This window comes from Hydrocarboniphaga daqingensis, from assembly GCF_900129825.1.
In the GTDB taxonomy this organism is placed as follows: Bacteria; Pseudomonadota; Gammaproteobacteria; order Nevskiales; family Nevskiaceae; genus Hydrocarboniphaga; species Hydrocarboniphaga daqingensis.
Genome location: NZ_FQWZ01000001.1, coordinates 72,798 through 95,766 on the forward strand (window position 1 = coordinate 72,798; position 22,969 = coordinate 95,766).

The 22,969-nt window shown below is 63.9% G+C and carries 22 protein-coding genes, 1 tRNA gene and 1 pseudogene; 11 read left to right on the forward strand and 13 right to left on the reverse strand.

The window, feature by feature from the left end; all coding sequences use genetic code 11:
• The 4 genes from lolB to BUB09_RS00290 all read left to right on the forward strand — a co-directional run bounded on the left by lolB (position 1) and on the right by BUB09_RS00290 (position 2,710).
• Positions 1-648: a lipoprotein insertase outer membrane protein LolB gene (gene lolB, locus BUB09_RS00275; RefSeq protein WP_072892697.1), complete on the forward strand. Its 648-nt coding sequence runs from the start codon at positions 1-3 to the stop codon at positions 646-648.
• Complete coding sequence (gene ispE, locus BUB09_RS00280) at positions 612-1,502, forward strand: 4-(cytidine 5'-diphospho)-2-C-methyl-D-erythritol kinase (protein WP_084083042.1); 891 nt, start codon at positions 612-614, stop codon at positions 1,500-1,502. Before lolB ends, ispE begins: the two co-directional genes overlap by 37 nt.
• 28 nt (positions 1,503-1,530) lie before the next feature.
• Positions 1,531-1,605 (forward strand) — tRNA-Gln (locus BUB09_RS00285).
• 151 nt (positions 1,606-1,756) lie between these two features.
• Positions 1,757-2,710: a ribose-phosphate diphosphokinase gene (locus tag BUB09_RS00290; RefSeq protein ID WP_072892698.1), complete on the forward strand. Its 954-nt coding sequence runs from the start codon at positions 1,757-1,759 to the stop codon at positions 2,708-2,710.
• Positions 2,711-2,784: 74 nt separating this feature from the next.
• On the opposite strand, the gene BUB09_RS00295 is transcribed toward BUB09_RS00290, so the two are convergent.
• On the reverse strand, positions 2,785-4,284 hold the full coding sequence (locus BUB09_RS00295; protein ID WP_072892699.1) for a Do family serine endopeptidase: 1,500 nt from the start codon (positions 4,282-4,284) through the stop codon (positions 2,785-2,787).
• A 290-nt stretch (positions 4,285-4,574) separates the two neighbouring features.
• Between BUB09_RS00295 and BUB09_RS00300 the strand changes: the two genes are divergently transcribed.
• Both BUB09_RS00300 and proA read left to right on the forward strand, forming a co-directional pair.
• Positions 4,575-4,970, forward strand: coding sequence for a hypothetical protein (locus tag BUB09_RS00300; RefSeq protein ID WP_072892700.1), 396 nt, complete (start codon positions 4,575-4,577; stop codon positions 4,968-4,970).
• 213 nt (positions 4,971-5,183) lie between these two features.
• Positions 5,184-11,060, forward strand: coding sequence for an anti-phage protein ProA (gene proA / locus BUB09_RS00305; RefSeq protein WP_072892701.1), 5,877 nt, complete (start codon positions 5,184-5,186; stop codon positions 11,058-11,060).
• A gap of 8 nt (positions 11,061-11,068) precedes the next feature.
• On the opposite strand, the gene BUB09_RS00310 is transcribed toward proA, so the two are convergent.
• Positions 11,069-11,326 carry a hypothetical protein gene (locus tag BUB09_RS00310; RefSeq protein WP_072892702.1) on the reverse strand — a complete coding sequence of 86 codons (258 nt, stop codon included), beginning with the start codon at positions 11,324-11,326 and terminating at the stop codon, positions 11,069-11,071.
• Between the two features lie 145 nt (positions 11,327-11,471).
• Between BUB09_RS00310 and BUB09_RS00315 the strand changes: the two are divergent.
• Together BUB09_RS00315 and BUB09_RS00320 are read left to right on the forward strand one after the other, a co-directional pair.
• A pseudogene (locus BUB09_RS00315) lies at positions 11,472-11,621 on the forward strand (transposase); the annotation flags it as partial.
• Positions 11,605-12,195, forward strand: coding sequence for an IS3 family transposase (locus BUB09_RS00320; RefSeq protein ID WP_072892703.1), 591 nt, complete (start codon positions 11,605-11,607; stop codon positions 12,193-12,195). The pseudogene BUB09_RS00315 and the gene BUB09_RS00320, both read left to right, overlap by 17 nt.
• Positions 12,196-12,336: 141 nt before the next feature.
• On the opposite strand, the gene BUB09_RS00325 is transcribed toward BUB09_RS00320, so the two are convergent.
• Both BUB09_RS00325 and BUB09_RS00330 read right to left on the reverse strand, forming a co-directional pair.
• Complete coding sequence (locus BUB09_RS00325) at positions 12,337-13,662, reverse strand: ATP-binding protein (protein ID WP_072892704.1); 1,326 nt, start codon at positions 13,660-13,662, stop codon at positions 12,337-12,339.
• Positions 13,659-14,315 (reverse strand): response regulator, encoded by a 657-nt coding sequence (locus BUB09_RS00330; protein ID WP_072892705.1) that lies wholly within the window; start codon positions 14,313-14,315, stop codon positions 13,659-13,661. The genes BUB09_RS00325 and BUB09_RS00330 overlap by 4 nt, the downstream gene beginning before the upstream one ends.
• 157 nt (positions 14,316-14,472) lie before the next feature.
• Between BUB09_RS00330 and BUB09_RS00335 the strand changes: the two genes are divergently transcribed.
• Both BUB09_RS00335 and pth read left to right on the forward strand, forming a co-directional pair.
• Positions 14,473-15,171: a 50S ribosomal protein L25/general stress protein Ctc gene (locus tag BUB09_RS00335; protein ID WP_072892707.1), complete on the forward strand. Its 699-nt coding sequence runs from the start codon at positions 14,473-14,475 to the stop codon at positions 15,169-15,171.
• 81 nt (positions 15,172-15,252) lie between these two features.
• Entirely contained in the window at positions 15,253-15,858 is a 606-nt protein-coding gene (gene pth, locus BUB09_RS00340) for an aminoacyl-tRNA hydrolase (protein WP_072892709.1), read from the forward strand.
• Positions 15,859-15,873: 15 nt separating this feature from the next.
• On the opposite strand, the gene BUB09_RS00345 is transcribed toward pth, so the two are convergent.
• A complete protein-coding gene (locus BUB09_RS00345) occupies positions 15,874-16,380 on the reverse strand; it encodes a hypothetical protein (protein WP_139250045.1) in 507 nt (168 codons plus the stop codon).
• A 200-nt stretch (positions 16,381-16,580) separates the two neighbouring features.
• Here BUB09_RS00345 and ychF point away from each other — a divergent pair, with 200 nt between their 5' ends.
• Positions 16,581-17,675, forward strand: coding sequence for a redox-regulated ATPase YchF (ychF, locus tag BUB09_RS00350; RefSeq protein WP_072892713.1), 1,095 nt, complete (start codon positions 16,581-16,583; stop codon positions 17,673-17,675).
• A 26-nt stretch (positions 17,676-17,701) separates the two neighbouring features.
• Here ychF and flhB read toward each other — a convergent pair whose 3' ends face one another.
• Genes flhB through BUB09_RS00390 form a run of 8 tightly spaced genes read right to left on the reverse strand, consistent with a single transcriptional unit; the run spans position 17,702 to position 22,931 of the window.
• The gene (flhB, locus tag BUB09_RS00355) at positions 17,702-18,820 is read right to left on the reverse strand and encodes a flagellar biosynthesis protein FlhB (protein WP_072892715.1); all 1,119 of its coding nucleotides are present in this window, start codon (positions 18,818-18,820) and stop codon (positions 17,702-17,704) included.
• On the reverse strand, positions 18,817-19,602 hold the full coding sequence (gene fliR / locus BUB09_RS00360; protein ID WP_072892722.1) for a flagellar biosynthetic protein FliR: 786 nt from the start codon (positions 19,600-19,602) through the stop codon (positions 18,817-18,819). Before fliR ends, flhB begins: the two co-directional genes overlap by 4 nt.
• 10 nt (positions 19,603-19,612) lie before the next feature.
• The gene (gene fliQ / locus BUB09_RS00365) at positions 19,613-19,882 is read right to left on the reverse strand and encodes a flagellar biosynthesis protein FliQ (protein WP_072892731.1); all 270 of its coding nucleotides are present in this window, start codon (positions 19,880-19,882) and stop codon (positions 19,613-19,615) included.
• A complete protein-coding gene (gene fliP, locus BUB09_RS00370; RefSeq protein WP_084083044.1) occupies positions 19,879-20,658 on the reverse strand; it encodes a flagellar type III secretion system pore protein FliP in 780 nt (259 codons plus the stop codon). Before fliP ends, fliQ begins: the two co-directional genes overlap by 4 nt.
• Positions 20,659-20,660: 2 nt before the next feature.
• Complete coding sequence (gene fliO / locus BUB09_RS00375) at positions 20,661-21,005, reverse strand: flagellar biosynthetic protein FliO (RefSeq protein WP_139250046.1); 345 nt, start codon at positions 21,003-21,005, stop codon at positions 20,661-20,663.
• Between the two features lie 14 nt (positions 21,006-21,019).
• On the reverse strand, positions 21,020-21,373 hold the full coding sequence (gene fliN, locus BUB09_RS00380) for a flagellar motor switch protein FliN (protein ID WP_072892736.1): 354 nt from the start codon (positions 21,371-21,373) through the stop codon (positions 21,020-21,022).
• Positions 21,370-22,377, reverse strand: coding sequence for a flagellar motor switch protein FliM (gene fliM, locus BUB09_RS00385; RefSeq protein WP_072892737.1), 1,008 nt, complete (start codon positions 22,375-22,377; stop codon positions 21,370-21,372). Before fliM ends, fliN begins: the two co-directional genes overlap by 4 nt.
• Positions 22,374-22,931, reverse strand: coding sequence for a flagellar basal body-associated FliL family protein (locus BUB09_RS00390; protein ID WP_072892738.1), 558 nt, complete (start codon positions 22,929-22,931; stop codon positions 22,374-22,376). Before BUB09_RS00390 ends, fliM begins: the two co-directional genes overlap by 4 nt.
• Positions 22,932-22,969 lie beyond the last annotated feature (38 nt).

Consider the following 22,969-nt stretch of genomic DNA (forward strand, 5'->3'; position numbering starts at 1 on the left):
ATGCAGCGCCTGGGGCGGCTGCGCAACACGCTGGCAGCGCTACTGCTGACAGCCGGCAGCAGCGCTTGCGTTACAACCGGCGGCGAGGCGCCGGCGCGTTCGCCATCAACGACCGGCGACGTCGCCACGCAGTGGCGGATGCGGCAGGCGCAGTTGCGGGAGATCGACGCATTCCTGATGTCGGGGCGCGTCACCAGCGCCGAGCTGGGGCTGCGCGCCGATCTGCGCTGGCGCGAATCGAATGACGGGCAGTACGAGCTGCGTCTGTCGGGGCCGTTCGGTGCAGGCGCCGTGGAGTTGCGTGGCAATGCGGCCGGCGTCGAAGTTCGCAACAGCGACGGCAGCCAGTACACGTCCGACCCCGAAGGCTGGATTCGCGCCCGCTACGGCTGGACGCTGCCGATCACCGGCCTGCGCCACTGGGCGCTGGGCCTGCCGATCCCCGACGTCGCCGCCGACTCTGTGCTGGACGATCGCGGCCGGCTGGCAACGCTGACGCAAAGCGGCTGGCAGCTGCATTACACGGAGTATCAGCAGCAGAACGGTTACGATCTGCCTCGTCGCTTCGAGGCCGACAATGGCCGCGTGAAGCTCAAACTACTGATCGATCAATGGGACGAGCTGCCCCCCACACCCGCGATTCGCTGACCCACCCCTTCGCGGTCGATACAGCCTGGCCCGCACCGGCAAAGCTGAATCTGTTCCTGCATGTGACCGGACGCCGTCGCGATGGCTATCACGAGCTGCAGACGGTCTTTCAGTTCCTCGACTACTGCGACCTGCTGTACTTCGTCCCGCGCGGCGACGGGGTCTGCCGACGCGTCGAGGGACCCGACGAAATCCCAGCCGATCGCGATCTGGTCGTGCGCGCTGCGCGGCTGCTCAGCGAGGTCAGCGGTGCCGGTCTGGGCGCCGACATCCGCGTCGACAAGCGCATCCCCATCGGCGGCGGCCTCGGTGGCGGATCAAGCAATGCCGCCACCACGCTGGTGGCGCTGAACCGCATCTGGAACCTGGGCCTGCCGTTCGACGAAATCGCTGAACTGGGCCTGCGCTTGGGCGCCGACGTGCCGGTGTTCGTTCGGGCTCATGCGGCTTGGGCCGAAGGCGTCGGCGAGCGACTGTGGCCGATCGACCTGCCCGAGCCCTGGTACCTGGTCGTCACCCCGCCGCTGTCGGTGTCCACTGCTGCGGTGTTTGCCTCGCCCGACCTGCGCCGCGACACCCCGCTGGTCGACCTGCAGGCATTTCGCAGCGGCGTGGTCGGCAACGACTGCGAGCCGGTCACGCGCGCGCTGCACCCCGAAGTCGGCGAGGTACTTGACTGGCTTGCGGGCCACGGCATCGCCAGAATGTCGGGCACCGGTGCCTCATGCTTCATCGCTTGCGATACGATTAAGCAGGCCGAAGCCATACGCCACGAGGTTCCGGCGCAATGGCAAGCTTTTATTGCGCGCGGGCTGAATCGTTCGCCACTCGCGGATATAATGCGCGGCCTCTGAGCCCCGGCTCAGACAAAAACCAGTTCATTGGGGCGTAGCCAAGTGGTAAGGCAGCGGGTTTTGATCCCGTCATTCGGTGGTTCGAATCCATCCGCCCCAGCCAGTTTCACCAGGCAGTTTCAGAGGAAAGCCAAAGCGGGTTTTGATCCCGACTCACTCAATGGGTTCGAATCCATCCGCTCCAGCCCGCTTTAGATCCGCTACACCGCCCAGCCGCATCCCTCCCAGCCGCGCCTAGCCACGAGAATCGCCCCATGGCCGACAGTCAGTTGATGCTCTTTACGGGCAACGCCAACCCGCAGTTGGCCCGTGAAATCGCCAACTACATGCGCATCCCTCTAGGCAAGGCCGCCGTCAGCCGGTTCTCCGACGGGGAAGTCCAGGTCGAGATTCTGGAGAACGTCCGCGGCAAGGACGTGTTCGTGATCCAGCCGACCTGCGCGCCGACCAATGACAACTTCATGGAGCTGGTGATGATGCTCGACGCGCTCAAGCGCGCGTCGGCGCAGCGCATCACCGCGGTCGTGCCGTACTTCGGCTACGCGCGCCAGGATCGCCGCCCGCGCAGTGCGCGCGTGCCGATCAGCGCCAAGGTCTGCGCCGACATGATCGGCGAATGCGGCGCCAACCGCGTGCTCACCGTCGACCTGCACGCCGACCAGATTCAGGGCTTCTTCGACATCCCGGTCGACAACGTCTACGCCAGCCCGGTGTTGCTCGGCGACATCTGGCGCCAGAAGTACGAAAACCTGATCGTCGTCAGCCCCGATGTTGGCGGCGTGGTGCGCGCCCGCGCGGTCGCCAAGCGGCTCGACGATGCGGACCTCGCGATCATCGACAAGCGCCGTCCGCGTCCGAACGAAGCCAAGGTGATGAACATCATCGGCGACGTGCGCGGCAAGACCTGCGTGCTGGTCGACGACCTCGTCGACACCGCCGGTACGCTCGGCCAGGCCGCCGGCGCGCTGAAGGATGCCGGTGCGATCGCCGTGGTCGCCTACGTCACGCACCCGGTGCTGTCGGGCGCAGCGATCAGCAACATCACCAACTCGCGGATCGACAAGCTGGTGGTCACCGACACGATCCCGCTGACGGCCGAAGCGGCCGCCTGCCCCAAGATCCGTCAGCTGTCGATCGGCGGCCTGCTCGCCGAAACCATCCGCCGCGTCAGCGCCGAAGAATCGGTCAGCTCGCTGTACCTCGACTAAGCAACAAAAACCCGCCCCGGGCAAACCGCGAGGTTTGCGTCCGGGGCGGGCGCAATTGGCGCGTGCTGCGCCGATCAGCCCAAGTCGAGCGGCACGAAAATCCGCGAGTCACCGCGCTGGATCAGCAGCGCGATATTGCGGTCGGCCTTGGCCGTCGCCTCCCGCAACTGCTTGACGCTATCGACCGGCTTGCCATTGGCCGACAGCACGATGTCGCCCGGACGGATGCCGGCGTCAGCCGCTGCCGCTGCGACGTCCTGCACCAGCAACCCACCACTGACCTCGACCTGCTTGCGTTCTTCCGGGGTCAACGGGCGCACGGCCAGGCCCAGCTTGCCCGCGTTCTGCGCGCTGTTGCCCGCCGCATCGTCGTCGGCGCTGGCCACGTCGCGGTCGCCCATCGTGTCGAGCTTGGCGCTGAGCGTTTTCTCGCGTCCGTCGCGCCACACGGTCAGTTCGATCTTGCTGCCCGGCGCCATCTGCGCCACGGCCGCCGGCAACTGCACGGTGTCGTCGATCGGCGTGTCATTGAGCTTGACGATCACATCACCCGGTTCCAAACCCGCGCGGTCGGCCGCGCTGCCCTTCTCGACGTTGGCGACCAGCGCGCCGCGCGGCTTGTCCAGGCCAAAGCTCTTGGCGAGATCCTGATTGACGCCCTGGATCGTCACACCGAGCTTGCCGCGCGTGACGCGGCCGGTGGTCTGCAACTGCTTGCCGACGTTCATCGCCACGTCGATCGGGATCGAAAAGCTGACGCCCTGGAAGCCGCCGCTGCGCGTGTAGATCTGCGAGTTGATGCCGACCACTTCGCCGTCGAGGTTGAACAGCGGGCCGCCGGAATTACCGGGATTGATCGCCACGTCGGTCTGCAGGAACGGCACGTAGGAGCCGTCGGGCAGCGTGCGGCCCTTGGCGCTGACGATGCCCTGCGTCACGGTGTTTTCGAAGCCGAACGGGCTGCCGATCGCCACGACCCACTCACCGACCTGCAACTGCGCTGGGTCACCGATCTTCACCGTCGGCAGATCGCGCGCATCGATCTTCAACACCGCGACATCGCTGGTGGCGTCCTGGCCGATCACCTTGGCCGTGAACTCGCGCCGATCGGTCAGCTTGACGGTCACTTCCTTGGCGTCGGCCACGACATGGGCATTGGTCAGGATCACACCGTCAGACCCGACAATGAAGCCCGAGCCTTCGCCGCGCGTGATCTGATCCGGCGCCTGCTGCTGCGGAAACTGACGGAAGAACTGCGAAAACGGATCGTCGCCATCACCACCGCCAAAGCCAGGGAAGCCGCGCGGCAGGCCGCCGCGCGCCGACGTCTTCACATTGCCCTTGGTGGCGATGTTGACCACGGCCGGGCCATAGGCGCGAACCATCGCGCTGAAGTCGGGCAAGGCCGCGCGGCCGACGACATTGGACGCCTGCGGCACCGGCGCGGCGACCGGCACCGTCGGCGCGGTGGTCTCCCGACCCATCGCAAACAAGGCTGATGCCGGCAGGCCAACCGCCGCCGCGCCGATCAGCGCCGCGGCCAGGGGTTTACGCACAAAGCTTTGCAAGGCCATCGTGAATCTCCATTCGTTGGACGGGACCGTCGGTCCCGGGACGAACAGCAGATTGCGCGGCCAGACTTAAGAAACCGTTAAGAGCGCACGGCGCCGTTTGCATCCTTTTGTAACTTGGAAGCGAACACCCATCGCCCAAGGTCAGCACATCGGGATGCCCTCGCGGAAAGTTCGCGTGAAGCATTTGAGAACCGAGCTCAAGCCCAGAAAGGGGTAATTTATGAGCGTCGCGGGAGCCGCTATATCGCCCCATGCGACCCGTGCGAGCCAGTCAGGGATCGGAACCGCGCATGGGCGGGCAGAACGGATTAAGCGTAGACGACATCAGTGTGAAATTCATCACACTCGCCCTGCGCAAGGCCGGCTGGGATGAAACCATGCAGATTCGTCGACAGGTATCGTCCACCAATGACAGCGTCATCGAGCGTCGACAGCTAGACAGCCGCCACATCCCGCTGGCGCTGACCGCAGCGAAGAAGGCGATATTCGTCAAAGCGCATGGCACTCAGCAGGCGCTCGACTGCGCTGCTCGCCTCGATATTCCTTTTGTGTCTGCTGGCAACAGCGAGGTCTCTGCCTTTAACGATAAGACCGGCAGAGGGAATCTTGGGGAAGTTCACCGTCGCTCGATGCCTACTCCTCACCCGAGCAGCAGTGGGGCAAGTGCCAGACATTGGAAGGGATGAGCACAGCTGGCTAACAGAATGCTTAACCCGATGTTTTGCTGATTTGCATTCGTTGATGTTGAGGCACGGCCAGGCATTGTTGAAACCACAACAGATGTAAGCAAGAAAAATTTTGTACTTTTCTGTTTGCCACAGAAGCTAAGACCAGTATGTCCAACTCAATCGCTTTTGGTGATGTCAACCGATAGCTGAGCAGGATCGACGGAGAGATTTGTGACTTGGAAGGTAGAAGCTGTTGTCGCAGCGAAGATTGGCTTCGCAACACATCAGAATGCTGTCCCCATAATCCGAGAGCTTCGCGTTTCAGCGCTAGACGAGGGATCCGAAGAATCGATGACCTTGGTTGTCTCGGCGGATCCCCCGTTCGTCGGTGAAAAAACTTGGCGCCTCGACCTTATGTCCGCCGGCGACACGCTGCCGATCAACGATCGCAACGTGCCCCTTAATGCCACGCTGCTGCAAGGGCTCACGGAGAGTCTTTTCGGCACGCTCAAGCTCTCTCTTCGATCGAAGGACGGCGTCCTCCTCGCCGAAGCCCACTATCAGGTTGAGCTCCTCGCACACAATCAGTGGGGAGGCGCAGGCACGATGTCGGAGCTGCTGCCGGCCTTTGTCATGCCCAACGACCCCGCAGTGGACCGCGTACTCAAGGCGGCGTCCGAGGTGCTTCGCCGTTCTGGGCGCCCGGATGCAATCGACGGCTATACCGCTCAGTCGCGCGAACGGGCTTGGGAGTTCGCGTCTGCAATCTGGGCTGCCATTGGGGGCCTTCGCCTATCCTATTCGCTGCCGCCAGCGAGTTTTGAGGTCCAAGGCCAGAAGGTTCGGACGCCTTCGCAGATCCTGGATGGCCGAATAGCGACGTGCCTAGACACCGCACTGCTCTTTGCGGCCGCACTTGAGCAGGCGAGCTTTAACCCGCTGATCGTGCTCACGAAGGGCCACGCCTTCGTCGGTGTTTGGCTTCAACCGATCGAGTTCACGACGCTCGTCGTCGAAGAAGCCGCGGCGCTGCGACGCCGTATCGATGTGAAGGACATGATCCTGTTCGAGACCACTCTCGCCACCCAGAGCCCGCCGGCGTCGTTCAGCCAAGCGATCGCTGAGGCTTCAAGGCAGCTTGAAGAAGCGAACGAAGCCAATTTTCACGCGGCGATCGACATTCGACGCGCCCGCATGCAGAAGATTCGTCCGTTGGGGGTTGCCGTTCGCAGCGAAGGCGTACAGAGCGAGGAAGCCCCCGTCTTCTCCGAAGGCCTCGAAACAGCGCCGCGACTGCCCGGTTTCGATATCGATGCCCCTGATGATGCTCCGACAGCTTCCGGGCGCGTGTTGCAATGGCAGCGCAAGCTCCTCAATTTGACGACGAGCAACAACCTACTCAGTCACCGTGCGACTAAAAGTGTTGTCCGGCTTCTCTGCCCCGATCCAGGATCGCTGGAGGACCTGCTGGCCACCGGCAAGAAGGTCCGCATCATCCCGCTTCCCGATCTCGGCGTTGGTGGGCGCGATGAGGAGACTTACAGACAGCAGACCCGTAGCAGCCTGCGAGATGAGGTTGCCAATCAGGCGATGCGCCGCGGCGAGGTGCTATCCGATATGGGTAAGGACGCGCTCGACGCAGCACTCATTGAGCTCTATCGCAAGGCGCGCTCCGACATGGAGGAGGGCGGCTCGAATACGTTGTTCCTCGCCCTCGGCTTCCTGAAATGGAAGAAGCTGGCCACGGACGACAATGCCTACCGTGCGCCGCTGATCCTGCTTCCTATCCGCCTCGAGCGCCGCAATGCGATGGCGGGTGTGACGATAGTCGCTCACGAAGACGAGCCTCGCTTCAACCTGACCCTGCTGGAGTTGCTCCGTCAGGACTTTGAGCTTGAGCTCCCCGCTCTCGAGGGTGAGTTGCCGAAGGACTACAGTGGCATCGACGTCGAGGGGGTCTGGGCCATCGTTCGGTCGCGCATCAAGGACATTCCAGGATTCGAAGTAGTCCCGGACGTCGCCATAGGCACGTTCTCATTCGCGAAGTACCTGATGTGGCGTGATCTTGTTGACCGCGCTGACCAGCTCAAGGACAGCCCTGTCGTGAGGCACCTGATCGAGCGTGATGGGTCGGTCGACATCGACAAGGGCAACTTCCCACATCCCGATTCCCTTGATCAGAAGATTGACCCGGCGCAGCTGTTCACACCCCTCCCGGCTGACAGCTCTCAGTTGGCTGCTGTCGTCGCGTCCGCTGAGGATCGAGACTTCGTTCTGGATGGGCCGCCCGGCACTGGCAAGTCGCAGACCATCGCAAACATCATCGCCCACAACCTGGCGCTTGGTCGCCGCGTTCTCTTCGTCGCCGAGAAGCGCGCTGCGCTGGACGTGGTGCAGCGGCGCCTTGCTGACAAGGGCCTTGCACCTTTCTGTCTGGAACTTCATTCAGCCAAAGCGACGAAGACCGCTGTCCTCAAGCAGCTTGACAGGGCCTGGACAGCACGCGAGACGCTTTCCGAGGCTGAATGGATGCGCGAGGCCGGCGAATCGAAGCGCCTTCGGGACGAGCTCAACAGCGTGGTGTCTCTCCTGCATCGACGAGAGCCCAACGGTTGGTCGATTCATCGCGCGATTGGCCAAACCGTTCGAGACGACGCTGATCGGTTTCCTAAGCTTGAGTTCCCCCGTGGTGCCAGGCACTCCTCGGATCAGATGGACGCCTTCCGGGATATCATTCGCAGGCTCGGAATTGCCTACAAGTCGGTTGAAGGCCTATCGCAAGACCTTGAAGGGGTAACGCGTAGCGACTGGACCAACGAGTGGCAGGAACAGATCGTCGATGCCTCCCGACGGATTCCGAGCGCACTCGATGCAGTCGAGCAGGCACGAGACAAGCTGGCAGCGGTGACTAAGCTCCCGATTGCCGCGGCTGATCAGCAGGGAATGGCTCGGCTCCTTCGGTTTGTGGAGCTGTGCCTCGGCTTCCATGGGAAGGATGTCCGATTTGCCTTCGCACCAGACTTGTCAGAGCGCGTCGCAGCGGCTCGCGAGTCGGCCAAGCTCGCCGACGCATACCGGCGGGACGAGGCGGCCCTAAGCGCACCGTACGTTGCAGAAGCGGCCCGCCGAGTCGACCTCGATGGATTCAAAAAGGCATACGCGGAGGCTGGGACGAAGTTCTGGTTCTTAGCCAAGCTTGCACAGAAGAAGGTTGCGCGCTCGCTGGCGGATGCTGGCGGCGTTAGCGCACCGGTGAACCCCGCTGCCGATCTTCCTCGGCTCGGCGCCATGCGTGATGTGCTGACGCGACTCGACACGCTTGCGCCTCTGGCTTCTGGTATCCCCGGATGGGCGGGCCTGTCTTCTGACGGTGCTCAGATTGAGTACGCGATACAGCTTGGCGAAAAGCTCCGCTCCGCGATCGCAGCCGAAGCCGACAGCCCGGAGGCGCTCCTCGCGATGCGCGGTGCGACCTCGACACTCGTTTTCGAGGCCAACGAGATCCTGGGTGCTGAGGGTCCCGTTGCGGTAGCTGCGCTTCGTCTACGCCAGGCGCTAGACCATTTCGACACGATCCTGACTGACTTCACCCGACTAGCAGGAGGCGTCGATAGCCCGGACCTCGATGCGCTTCGGGCCCGCGCGGACCAAATCTCGAAAAACGGCCGTCGACTGCGGGATTGGACAGCGTGGCGCCGCGTCCGGATGGAGGCGATGCAGGCTGATATGGCCTCGATTGTGGTGGGTCTTGAAAGCGGGCAGGTCTCTGCCAACCGCGTTCTGGAGGTCTTTGAGGCTGCCTATGCCCGCTGGTTCGCCTTCGGCCGGATCGACGAGGAGCCGCTGCTGAGGGATTTCATGTCCGGGGAGCATGAAGACCGAATCGAGCGATTCCGCGTGCTCGATGACCGGATGAGCGATCTTGCGTCCCGCTACATCCGAGCGAAGCTGTGCGGCCAGATTCCTGACAAGAACGTGGTCGGGAAGAAAGATGGCTACGGCACGCTGAAGCATCAGCTTCAGCTGCAAAAACCGAGCATGCCGATACGCAAGCTCGCGGCTGAGATGGGCGACGCCTTCACCCGGCTTGCCCCGTGCATGCTGATGAGCCCGCTGTCGATCGCCCAGTACCTTCCCGCCAATCAGGCCATGTTCGACCTCGTGATTTTCGACGAGGCTTCGCAGATCCCGCCATGGGACGCGATCGGAGCAATGGCCCGCGGCAAGCGAGTGATCATCGCTGGCGACCCCCGGCAGATGCCGCCAAGCAACGACTTTGCACGAGCCGCCGGCGGCGCACCTGCAGACGATGACACCACGCCGGATATGCCGAGCATTCTCGATGAATGTCTCGCGGCCGGTGTGCCGAAGCATAGTCTCGACTGGCACTACCGCAGTCGCCACGAGAGCTTGATCTGCTTCTCGAACACTCGCTATTACGGCAGCCAACTCGTCACCTTCCCGGCCCCGGAGACCCGCCCTAGCGCCGTTACATGGGAGCGAGTTCAAGGCGTCTACACCCCTGGTGCACGAACCAACCCGGTCGAAGCACAAGCTCTCGTCGACGAGGCAGTGAGGCGGCTTCGCGATCCCAGCTTCGTTGACGATCGCGGGAATCCCCTGTCGCTCGGCATCATCACGATGAACGCGGAGCAGATGCGGTTGGTCGAGGATCTTCTAGACCGTGCTCGCCGAATTTACCCCGAGATCGAACCCCACTTCGACGCGGACACGCGGCTTGAGCCGGTCTGCATCCGTAACCTCGAGACGGTGCAGGGTGACGAACGCGATCTGATCCTGCTCGGCATCAACTTCGGCCCAACCGTTCCTAGCGGAACCACGATGTCGATGACCTTCGGGAAGCTGAACGCGAACGGCGGATGGCGGCGTCTCAATGTCGCCGTAACGCGCGCTCGCAGAGAAATGAAGGTCTTTAGTTCCTTCGACCCCGGCATGATCGATCTCACGCGCACTTCTGCTGAGGGGGTGCGCGACCTGAAAGCCTTCATCGAGTACGCAGACCGCGGCCCGCGCGCGCTGGCTGAGGCGAATAAGGGTTCCATGGGTGCGGCCGATTCGCCCTTCGAAGAAGCGGTGACCGCTGCGCTTCGCGACCGAGGCTGGACGCTCATACCTCAAGTAGGCGTGTCGAAGTTCCGCATCGACATGGGTCTTGTTCACCCGGATCGCCCGGGCGACTTCTTGGTTGGTATCGAATGTGATGGCGCGACCTATCACAGTGCAGCGACCGCGCGAGATCGCGACAAGGTGCGCGCTTCGATCCTCAAGGGGCTGGGTTGGTCGCTGATACGAGTCTGGTCGACCGACTGGTGGATCGACAAGCAGCGCGCAACGGACATCTTGCACGCGAAGATCGAGGAGACGCTCGCGGCGGATCGGTTGGCTGTACAGGAGCGCACCCTTCGTGAAGCGGAAGCCCGTGCCGAGCAGGAAGCTCGTCAGCAACTCGAGCGCGAGGCTGATGAGGCGCGCGCTCAGGCAATCGGGGCGGGCATCGATGTCAACCCGATTGCGGACGGTCCTGAGCCTGCTGCACAGCCAGAGTCCGCGACTGCGCTGCCGTTCAGCGACCCTGACTCTGCTGCAGCGGAAGGATTCATCGCTCGATCCGACCGGAAGGACCGCTACGTAGTCGCGGATTTCTCGCGCCTATCAGTTTTGGCTAATCCAGATCTTTTCTACGACCCTGGGTATGACGCGACCCTGACCGCGCTCATCGACTACGTGCTGGCGAAGGAGGCCCCAATTGCTGAGCGCCAGCTCGTACAGCGTGTTGCCCGTGCACACGGGTTTCAACGCGCGGGCCGTGTCATCCGCGATCGGGTCATGTCGGTAGCGGGCATGCACTATCTGATTGATCAAGAGGATGGCGGCGGCCAATTTGTCTGGTTAGACAGTGCTCAACGTGAATCTTGGAATATCGCTCGGTCGCCAACGCGACCGGAGGAGATTCGTCCGATCGAAGATATCCACCTCGATGAGATCCGGATCGCCAGAGACGAGGTCGCTGATCCCGTGGAGGTTGCGCGCCTATTCGGGATTCGTCGACTCTCGGCTGCGTCGAGGCAGCGAATCGAAAATGCCTAAGAATTGAGTTAGTCCTTCATCATCAGCGTCGTGTTAATGGTCGACAACTCTGAGGTGATGTTCGTCAATTCACCATGCAAGTCTGTCAGGTTGTACCCCGTGCCGCCAACGATGTCACTAGTGACCTCATCTAACTTGGCAACTACGTCATCAAGGCTGTAGGTCCCGTTGAGATTCTCGAGCTTCCCAGAAATCTCCTCCAGCGAAGACGCTACTTCGGTCATCTTTGCGAGTAGCTGATTGAGCAGATTCTCAACTTCAGTCATTTGGGCTCCGCTTAAGACAATGAATGGTATTGGGGGCTGGGGCGACCGAATGCGAGGCTCAATCAATCTGCGTAACAGCCGCCGGGTTCTACCCCGTTTTCACGGACACTTTCGAGAAGGCCGAGACTAGCCGCAAGGAGTGTTCATGTCGAAGAGAAGGAAGTTCAGTTCGCAGTTCAAGCAAGGGGCTGTCGAGCAAGTCCAACAGCCTGGTATTAACTGTGCGCAGGTGGCGCGTGAGCTGGGTAACGGCGCCAATCTGCTGACCCGCTGGCGCCGTGAAGCGGAAGCCGAAGCCCCGGCGTTCGTCGTCGAGGCGGCCGATTGGTCGTCGGCCGCGAGTCGAAGCTTTGCCATCGAAGGCGCAGGCGCCGAATCAGCGCTGGGCAACCGACTTGTGCCGCGTTTGGGCAGGCCGGGACGGCTGGGCGAGCTTGGCGGTGGTCATCGATTGCCACACACGCGAGCTGCTGGGCTGGCATCTGTCACGCACGGGCCGTGCAACGACGGCCAGTGCTGCCCTGGAGCAAGCGCTGATCGCTCGGTTCGGGACCCTGGGGCGCGTTCCGGTGCCGTTTCTACTGCGATCCGACAATGGCTTGGTCTTCACGAGTCGGCACTACACGGCGCTGGTTCGCAGCTACGGTCTGAAGCAGGAATTCATCACGCCGCACTGCCCACAGCAGAACGGCATGGTGGAGCGTGTGATCCGATCGCTGAAGGAGCAATGCGTGCACCGGCATCGCTTCGAAACCCTGCAGCATGCCAGCCGACTGATCAGTAACTGGATCGCGTTCTACAACCATCGGCGCCCGCATCAGGCGCTGAAGATGAAAGCACCCGCCGAGGCATTCGCCTTAGCGGCCTGACCTGCGCAGGTTTCGGTGGGTCATTAGAGTGGCGCGATAATCGGTCGGCAGGTCTAGACCGCAAGATGGGAGTAAGCCGATTGAAAGCCGCCTACCGCCGCTGCGCGCCGCGCGTTTTTGAAGTGGCGCGGCAGCGAATCCCTAGAGGTTTTCTTCCGGTCGGGCCGAATCGCCGAATCGGACGCTGACCTGCAGCCCTCGCCCGTCCGGCCCTTCGCCCAGTTCCACGCTGGCGCCGTGGGCGTCGGCGATGCTGCGGACGATCGCCAGCCCCAGGCCGCTGCCGCCGGCTGCGCTGCCGGCGACGCGGTAGAAGCGGTCGAATACGCGGCCACGCTCGTCGGCTGGGATGCCGGGGCCTTGGTCGATGACGCGCAGCTGTACCGCGCCGGCGATGCGCTCGACGACGATCTCGACCTGCGACAACTCCGGTGCATAGCGAAGCGCGTTGTCGATCAGGTTGCGCAGCAGCGCGCGCAGGCCATCGGCATCGCCGTGTATCGCGCCCTCGTCATCGGCGCTCAGGCCCAGCTCGATCTGTCGCGCATCGGCGGTGGGCAGCAGGTCGGCGATGACCTCGCGCGCCAGCTCGGCCAGTTGCAGCGGCGACCACGCGGCGGCGCGCGATTCCGGCGCGTCCTGCCGTGCCATCACCAGCATTTGCTCGACCAAGCGCGCCGCGCGATCGATGCCGGCGCCCAGCGCATGCGCCGCATCGCGGCGCTCGTCGTCGCTGGCCGCGTCCAGTCCGCGCAGCTGCAGGCGCAACGCGGTCAGCGGCGTGCGCAGCTCGTGTGCGGCATCGGCGATGAAGCGGCGCTCGCGATCGCGAAGCGCCGCGAGGCGCGCCAACAGATCGTTCAGCGCCGTGACCAGCGGCTGCACTTCGTCCGGCAGCGGCCTGACCGGCAACGGCGCCAGCTCGCGAGCCGGTCGCGCACCGACTTCGTCGGCGAGGCTGCGCAGCGGTCGCAGCGCGCGGCCCACGGTGAGCCAGATGATCAAGCCCAACATCGGCAAGGCCAGCGCCAGCGGGGCCAGCAGGCGCAAGGCCAGCCGCGCCGCACGCGACTCGCGTACCCGCATCGGCTGCGCAACCTGGATCACGTTGAACGGCGTCTGCAGGCCATAGACGCGCCAATGCGCGTCGGGCGTCTTGACGCTGGAAAACCCAAGCGTGGTCAGGCCCGGCATGCTGGCGTAGCGCTGCGACGAGTACACGCGCACACCGGTCAAGCTCCACACTTGGACGACCAGATCGGCCGCTGCCTCGCGCTCGCCGTAGGTCGGCGACGTCGGCAGGAAGCTGCGGTCGCGCAGCGCCAGCGCGGTTTCCTGCAGCTGCTCGTCGAACACCCGGTCGGCTTCATCAAGTGCCCGGTGGTACAGGCCGACGCCGACCGCGATGCCGACCAGCAGCAGCGCGCCAGTCAGCCACAGCAGCAAGCGCGCGCGCAGCGAGCTCATGGCGCCAGCCGCCAGCCGATGCCGCGTACGTTCTGGATCGTTCCGGCTGGCAGCTTCTTGCGCAGTCCGCTCAAGTGCACCTCGACCGCGTTGCTGTCGACGGCGTCGTCCCAGCCATACAGCCGGTCTTCGAGCTGACCGCGCGACAGCACTTGGCCGGGCCGCTCGATCAGGGCCTGCAGGATCGCGTATTCGCGCGGCGACAGATGCAGCGGCTGGCCGTCGCGGCTGACGCCATGCGTGGCCGGATCCAGCGTCAGGCCGCGATGTTCGATGACCGGCCCGGCAGCGCCCGCGCGGCGCCGCTGCAGCACGCGGATGCGCGCTGCCAGCTCGTCCGGGTCGAATGGCTTGACCAGATAGTCGTCGGCGCCGGCATCCAGGCAGGCGACCTTGGTCATCACGGCCTCGCGCGCGGTCAGGATCAGCACCGGCACGCTCGAGCCGCGCGCGCGCAGCTGGCGCAGCACGTCCAGGCCGTCGCCACCGGGCAGCCCCAGGTCGAGCAAGAGCAGCTCGTAGTCCTGCGCCGCGATGGCCGTCAGCGCGTCAGGCGCGCTGCGTACCCAGTCGATCACGTGGCCACGCCGGCGCAGGTCGAGCCGCAGGCCATCGCCGATCATCGCGTCGTCTTCTATCAGCAGGATGCGCAAGGGCGTCGCCGGGACCAGGGAGCGGCATAGCCTGCCGGCTCGGGGGCAAAGGTCAAGCCCGGTCGCAATCGACCCGCCCGGTCAGTACAATGCGCGCCCCTCGCCGACTGGTCGCGGCCGGCGTGGTTGTCCATTGCGGTATTACCTAGAGAACACCATGAAACAGAAATTCACGATTGAAGCCGAACCGCGTACGGAGCAGGGAACGGGTGCGAGCCGCCGTCTGCGCCACGCGGGTCGCGTCCCGGCCATCGTCTACGGCGGCAAGTCCGAGCCGAAGATGATCTCCGTCAACCACAACGAGCTGTGGAAGCACCTCAAGCACGAGGCGTTCTACTCGGCGATCCTGACGCTGAAGATCGGCGAAGAGTCCGAGCAGGTCGTGCTCAAGGACCTGCACCGTCACCCGGTGCGTGAAGCCGTTCTGCATATGGACCTGCAGCGCGTGCTCGCCGACGTGGCGCTGCGCATCCGCGTGCCGCTGCACTTCAAGGGCGCCGACGTGGCCCCGGGCGTCAAGACCGGTGGCGGCATGGTTGAGCATCTGCTCAACGACGTCGAAATCGAAGCGCTGCCGGCCAACCTGCCGGAATACTTCGAGATCGACGTGTCGGGCCTGAACCTCAACGAGTCGATCCATCTGTCGCAGATCGCGCTGCCGGCCGGCGTCGAGCTGGTCGAACTCAAGCACGGCAACGACCAGGCGGTCGTCGCGATCCATCTGCCGCGCGCGATCGAAGAAGAGCCCGCTGCCGAAGCCGCCGAAGTGCCGGCGACGGCGCAGAAGGCTGCCGATGCCAAGGGCGGCAAGGCGGCTCCGGCTGCCAAGCCGGCCGCTCCGGCCAAGAAGAAGTAAGACCGCCGACGCGGGCTGCGATCGGCCCGGTCTGCACAAGCCCCGCCCTCACCGGCGGGGCTTTTTTGTTAGTTTTGCGCCATGCCAGAAATCCCCAGCAAACTCAGTCAAATCGCGATCGTCGGCCTCGGTAATCCCGGCGCCGAATACGAGCGCACCCGCCACAACGCAGGCTTCTGGTTCGCTGACTTGGTGGCCGACCGCCATCGCGGCAGTTTCCGGAGTGAATCGAAGTTCTTCGGCGCCACCGCGCGCGTCAAGATCAGCGGCATCGACGTGCTGCTGCTCAAACCGACCACATTCATGAACCGCAGCGGCCAAGCGGTCGCCGCGCTCGCGCACTTCTACAAGCTGACGCCGGACCAGCTGCTGATCGCCCACGACGAGCTGGACCTGCCAGCCGGCGCGATGCGCCTGAAGCTGGGCGGCGGGCACGGTGGGCACAACGGCCTGCGCGACATCCACAAGTCCCAGGGCGAGGCTTATCGGCGCCTGCGCGTCGGCATCGGCCATCCGGGCGACAAGAATCTGGTGCTCGACTACGTGCTCGGCAGGCCGTCGAAGGCCGACGAGACGGCGATATTCGATGGCCTGGCGCGATCGCTCGACGCCGTCGAGACCTGGCTGGCCGACCCCGCCGGCAAAGGCTGGGACAAGGGCCTGCAACAACTGCACACGTCGGGCTAGGCGCCCTGCCCGGCCTTACTCGGCGGGCGGCGGCGGTGGCGGCGGTATCGCCAGCGGTCGAGGCTTGACCGGCGCGTCGAGCGTCAGCGGCGTCTGCGTGGCCCGCGGGGCCGGCGCGGGCGGTGGCGGCGCGGGCGAGCCCGGTACGGCGCCAGCACCGGCCGCGGCCACGTCCACATAGGCACGCACCAGCAAGGGGCCGTCGACGGTGACCGTTTCGCTGCTGTTGGTCGTGCCGAGGAACGAGGGCATCGTGAACGAGGTCAGCTGCAGCAAGCTGCCTTTGCGCAGCTGATAGACCTGCAGATCGAGCATCACTTGGCCGTCGACACCCGGCAGCGCCACCGCGCGGCCGTAGGCGCGCAAGCTGCCGATTGGCTCGACGATCAGCTCGACGCGGTCGACGACGCCGACAACCGTCGGCGCCACCTTGAAGCTGCGACCCTGCCACCCGATCTCGAGTTGCAGCGAATAAGCCGACTGCGCCTGCGCGGGCACCAGCACGCCAAACGTCAATAGCAACGCGGCACCGAACCGGCACGCAAAAACGAGGATAATACGGCGCACTGTCTCAGCTGACGGTCGCATGGGCTCTCCGGAATGGTGATAGATCGAGACCGAAAGCCTGTTTAGCACCCGCTGCTGCGCTGGTACAAGCCAAACCCCGAGTGCGATGCCCGGCATCGCACGTGACGCGTCACCGCCACAAACAGGAATCTCCCTTGGGCATCAAATGCGGCATCGTCGGCCTGCCTAACGTCGGCAAGTCCACCCTCTTCAACGCGCTGACCAAGGCGCAGATCGCAGCGGAAAACTACCCGTTCTGCACCATCGAGCCCAATGTCGGCGTCGTCGGCGTCCCCGACCCGCGCCTCGACGCGCTGGCCGCCATCGTCAAGCCGCAGCGCATCCTGCCGGCGGCGGTGGAATTCGTCGACATCGCCGGCCTGGTCGCCGGCGCCAGCAAGGGTGAAGGCCTGGGCAACCAGTTCCTGAGCCACATCCGCGAGACCGACGCGATCACGCACGTGACGCGCTGCTTCGCCAACGACGACATCATCCATGTCGCCGGCGGTGTCGATCCGATCCGCGACATCGGCATCATCAACACCGAACTGGCGCTGGCCGACCTCGACAGCGTGACCCGCGCCGCCGACCGCGCCGCCAAAGTCGCCAAGACCGGCGACAAGGCCGCCCAGGCAAGGCTCGAAGTGCTGAAGCTGTGCATCGCGCAGCTCGACCAGGCGCTGCCGGTGCGCGCACTCGGCCTCGACGCCGACCAGAAGGCGACGATCCGCGACCTGCACCTGATCACCGCCAAGCCGCTGCTGTACATCGCCAACGTCGATGAAGCCGGCCTGTCGGTCGAGAACGAATACCTGAAGGCGGTGCGCGAACTCGCGGCCCGCGAGCACGCCGAAGTGGTGCCGGTATGCGCGGCAATCGAAGCCGAGATCGCGCAGCTCGACGAAGCCGACAAAATCGACTTCCTGAAAGACTTGGGCCTGGAAGAGCCCGGCCTGAATCGCGTGATCCGCGCCGCGTACAACCTGCTCGGCCTGCAAACCTACTTCACCGCCGGCGTACAAGAAGTCCGAGCGTGGACCGTCAAGGTCGGCGCCACCGCCCCGCAAGCGGCCGGCGTGATCCACACCGATTTCGAAAAAGGCTTCATCCGCGCCGAGACGATCAGCTACGCCGACTACATCAGCTACAAGGGCGAATCTGGCGCCAAGGAAGCCGGCAAATGGCGGCTTGAAGGCAAGGACTACATCGTCAAGGAAGGCGACGTGCTGCATTTCCGGTTCAACGTTTAAACGATCACCGCCACCAGCCGGCGCTCTCACTCCGCATCCAGCTCGCCGCCGGGCACTGGGTCGTTGAAGGCCGGCTGCGTGCGCAGCAGGCCTTTGCGCAGCTGGTAGAGATAGGTCAGCACCGCCGCGACGGCCTTGTACAGATCGCTGGGGATTTCCTGGTCGAGGTCGACGCTGCGATACAGCGCGCGCGCCAGCGGCGGCGCTGATACCAGCGGGACTTTGCTCTGGGTGGCCAGTTCGCGGATCGCCGCGGCGATCACGCCGGCACCTTTGGCGACGACGACCGGCGCGCGCATCTTGCCGGCGGTGTAGCGGATCGCCACCGCGTAATGCGTCGGGTTGGTGATGACGACGTCGGCGGTCGGGACTTTTTCCATCATGCCGGCGCGCGACATCTGGTGCTGCAGCTGACGGATACGAGCCTTTACTTCGGGGCGGCCGTCGGATTCCTTCATTTCATCGCGCACTTCCTTCTTGGTCATGCGCAGCTCTTTGTTGTGCTTCCACCACTGGTACGGCGCGTCGACCATCGCCACGACGATCAGCGCGCCGGTCATCCAGATGACGCACCACAGGCTCAGCGACACCGCTTGGGCGATGGCTTGATTCAAATCCAGCATCGCCAGCCGCATCAACTGGTCGCGATGGCCCCAGATGTAAGCCCAGCCCACGGTGCCGATCACGGTGAATTTCAGCAGGCTCTTGCCCAGTTCGACCAAGGCGGTCGCCGATACCATGCGCGCCAAGCCTTTCAGCGGGTTGAGTCGCGACAGCTGCGGCTGAAACGCTTCGGCGCTGAAGTTCCAACCGCCAATTAAAGCCGGCGCGATCAACGCCGCCAGCAGCGCGGCGCCGAGCAGTGGCGCAATCGCCAGCATCGCGTCGAGCAAGCGCACGAACAGCGAGCCGACGACGCGAGTCGGATCTTCGAGCAGGCGCGCGTCGAAGCTCAGGCTGTCGCGCATCAGGCTCAAGCCCTGCCCCGCCAAGTGCCCTCCCATGCCGATGATGGCGATCATCGATGCGGCGACGACCAGCGCCGTCGACAGTTCGCGCGAGCGTGCAACTTGACCCTTCTTGCGTGACTCGCGTTCTCGCTTGGGTGTGGCTTTTTCGGTTTTGTCTTGCGTGCTGTCGGTCATGGCAGCGCTCCTATGCCGGCCATTTGCGCCATGAACATCCAGGCCTGCTCCAGCTGCGCGCCAAACACCAAGCGCAAGCTGGGCAGATCGATCTGCATCAACACCAGCCCCGCCGCGAGCGATAGCGGGAAGCCGACCGACAAACCGTTGAGCGTCGGCGCCGAGCGGCTCATGACGCCGAACGCGAGGTTGACGAGCAGCAGGGCCGACATCGTCGGCAGCGCCAGCGACAAACCGGCCGCGAACATCGTGACGCCGCTTTCGGCCATCGTCTGAAAGCTACGTGGCCCGAGCAGCACCGAAGCATCCGGTGCAACCTTGAAGCTGGTGGTCAGCAACTCAATCAAACGCAGATGACCGTCGAGCGCCAGGAACAACAGCGTGGCCAGCAAGCGCAGAAAGTTGCCGATCACCGGCACGTCGGCGCCCCGAATCGGGTCGGCCATCCGCGCAAAACCCAGGCCCATGCTGTTGCCGATCAACTCACCACCGAGCACGACGGCCTCGAACACCAGCTTGAGCACGAAGCCGAGCATGATGCCGAGCAGCGTTTCCTGCGCCATGCGCAGCCACCATGCTGCCGTGAATGCCGGTAGCACCGGCATGTCGGGCAACAGCGGCACGACGATCATCGTCAGTACCAGGGCGAACATCAGCCGCACGCGGCCCGGCGATGATTTGTCGCCGATCACCGGGGCGCTGATCAGCACACCACCGATCCGCGCCAGAGGAAACAGCGCGACTTGAATCCAGGCCTGCAGTTGCGCGTCGCTGATGTCCACAGACGAAGGATCAGTGAATCAGCGACGGAATGCTTTCGATCAGCCGGCGTGTGAACTCGGTCAGCAAGCGCAGCATCCATGGGCCGAGAAACACCAACACGGCGGCCATCGCCACCACTTTCGGGATGAACGACAGCGTGGCTTCGTTGATCTGCGTCGCGGCCTGGAACATGCCGACCAGTAAGCCGATCGCCAGTGCTACCAGCAGCATCGGCGCGCCGATCAACAGTGCCAGCTGCAAGGCCTGCTGACCTTGGGTCATGACCTCTTCGGGCGTCATTTGATGAAGCTCCCGGCCAGCGACCCCATCACCAGACTCCAGCCGTCGACGAGCACGAACAGCATCAGCTTGAACGGCAGCGAGATCAGCATCGGCGACAGCATCATCATGCCCATGCTCATCAGCACGCTGGATACGATCAGGTCGATGATGATGAACGGGATGAACAACAGAAAGCCGATCTCGAAGGCCGTCGTGAGCTCGCTGGTCATAAACGCCGGAGCGAGGATCCGGAATGGCACCGCCTCGGGTGATTCGAAGCCCTGCTCCATGCCAGCGATGCGCGCAAACGTCATCAAGTCAGCTTCGCGCGTCTGCGTCAGCATGAATGTGCGCAGCGGCTTGACCCCGGCCTCCAGCGCCGGCGCGAACTCCATCGTGCCGTCCAGATACGGCTTGGCCGCGGTGTCGTAGATCGCGTCCATCGTCGGCTGCATGATGAACAGCGTCAGAAACAGCGACAAGCCCAGCAGAATCTGATTTGACGGCGTGTTGCCGGTACCAAGCGCCTGACGCAGCAGGCCGAGCACGACGATGATGCGCGTGAACGAACTCATCATCAGCAGCGCGGCCGGCAGCAGCGTGATGCCCGTCATCAGGATCAGAGTCTGCACGCTCAGCGAGTACGTCTGGCCACCGCCAGCGGCCGGCGTAACGTTCAGCGCCGGCAGACCTGGCGCTGCGCTAGCCGCCAGTGGCAGCAGCAGCGCCATCATCACAGACAACCCACGCAGCCATGGTTGCCAAGCGCGACCAATACCGAAGCTGATCGACATCTTCACTCGGACCGTCCCAGTGCTTTCTTCAGTAGATCGCCGAAGTTCGGCGGTGTCGGCGATGACATCAGCGTCGGTTCGGCGCACGTAACATCGGGCGCGGTATCGAACACATGCAGCGTGTTGACGCGTCCGGGTGCAACCCCGATCAGCAGATGCTGACCGCCGGCCTCAATCCACAGCACGCGCTCGCGCTGCCCGACCGAGATGCCGCTGTGCACGCGCATCGCGCCAGCCGTTCGGGGCCGCAGGTTCTGTACGCGGCGCAATAGCCAAGCCAGCACGAAGATCGCCGCGATGACCAGCACCAAGCTCAGCAGCGACTGCATCAGGCTTGTCGTTTCCACGAGCGACGTCCCGATCAACGCAGCTTGCGGATGCGTTCGGTCGGGCTGACGACATCGGTCAGCCGCACACCAAAGCGATCGTTGATGACGACCACTTCGCCGTGGGCAATCAAGGTTCCGTTCACGTAGACGTCGAGCGGCTCGCCTGCGGCACGCTCAAGCTCGACGACCGAGCCCGGATTGAGCTGCAACAGGTTACGAATCGGGATGCGCGCGCGGCCCACTTCCATCGACAGTGTCACCGACACATCGAGAATCACGTCGAGGCTGGCGTCGCCATCGGGGCGTGTCGCGGCCGCATCGCTGGTGAGGTTCTGGAAGCTGGCGCGCGGCAGTTCGGGCGCGCCGTTGGAAAGCGGTGTGTTCACTGGCGAGGTCCAATGGCAAGTTTCAGGGGAGCGGCGCGACGAATCACGTCGGTGACACGTACTGCGTTGCGGCCGTTGGCGATACCGAAGGTGCCGCGAAACACGGGCAGATCTTCGACAAACAAATCGACCGTCTTGGGCATGTTGATCGGGATCACGTCGCCGGCTTTCAGGTTCATCAGTTGGCGCAGGCTGATCGTGGCCGTGGCGAGCTGGCTTTCGACATCGACTTCGGTGTCCTTGATCTGCTGCTCAAGCGCCTCGGTCCAACGCTCGTCGCGTTCGGCGCGATCGGACTGCAAGCCGGCATCGAGCTGGTCGCGGATCGGCTCGATCATCGAATACGGAATCGTCACGTGCAGATGGCCGGAGCCGCCTTCCAGATCGATCTTGAAGCGCGATACGACGACGATATCGGACGGGCTGACGATGTTGGCGAAGTGCGGGTTGACCTCGGACTGCTGGTATTCGAAGTCCAAGTCCAGCACCGGCGACCATGCCTCGCGCAGATCGCTGAACACCTGCTTGAGCAGCAGTTGAATCACACGATTTTCAGTCGGTGTGAATTCACGACCTTCGATCTTGATCGCATTGCGGCCATCGCCGCCGAAGAAGTTGTCGACGACCGTGAAAACCAGCTTGGGCTCAAAAATGAACAAGGCACTGCCCCTCAGCGGCTTGATCTTCACCACGTTGAGGCTGGTCGGCACGTACAGGCTGTGCGTGTATTCGGCGAACTTCTGCATCTCGATGCCGATGACGGTCAACTCGGGCGTGCGCCGCAGCATGTTGAACAGTGAGATACGGAACAGCCGCGCGAAGCGCTCGTTGATCATCTCCAGCGTCGGTAGCCGGCCACGGACGATGCGGTCCTGGGAGGCAAAGTCATAGTTGCGCGCCTCGTTCGGCGCTGCCGGCGCCGGCGTCGTATCGACCGCGCCGGAATCGACGCCATGCAGCAGCGCGTCGATTTCGTCTTGCGACAGCAGCTCGCGAGCGCTCATTGCATCACGAAGTTCGTGAAGTACAGGCCGGACACCTGGGGATCGCCCGTTTCTTCTTTCAGCACGCCCTGAACGGCCTCAAGCGAGCGCTTCTGCAGCGTCTCCTTGCCATCACGGCTGACGATGTCGTCGTAGCGCTGCTGCGTAAACAGCATCATCAGCGTGTTGCGGATGCGCGGCATATGCAGCTTGGCGGCTTCGACGCCGGCCGAGGTACGGGACATCAGCTCCATGTCGACCGACAGGTAGCGCATCGTGACGTTGTCATCGAGATTGACGACGATCGCCGGGCTGATCGGCAGGTACTGTGCGGCGCCCGCCGCCGGTCCCGCGTCACCGTGGCCCCCGCCGTGACCGCCGCCATGCTCATCCGCCTTGGCGGGGGCACCATGCTCGCCGGCCGCAGCGGGAGCCGAGCCCGACTTCTTGGCGAAAAAGTACATGCCGCCGCCGGCCGCAGCTGCCGCGACGACGGTGCACAGCAGCATCGGGATCAACATCCCTTTCTTTTTGGGTTCAGCGGCAGCGGGTGCAGGTGCAGCAGCGGTGGCCATGGCGCGTCTCCAGTGTGTGACGAGCGCTTAGTACAAGC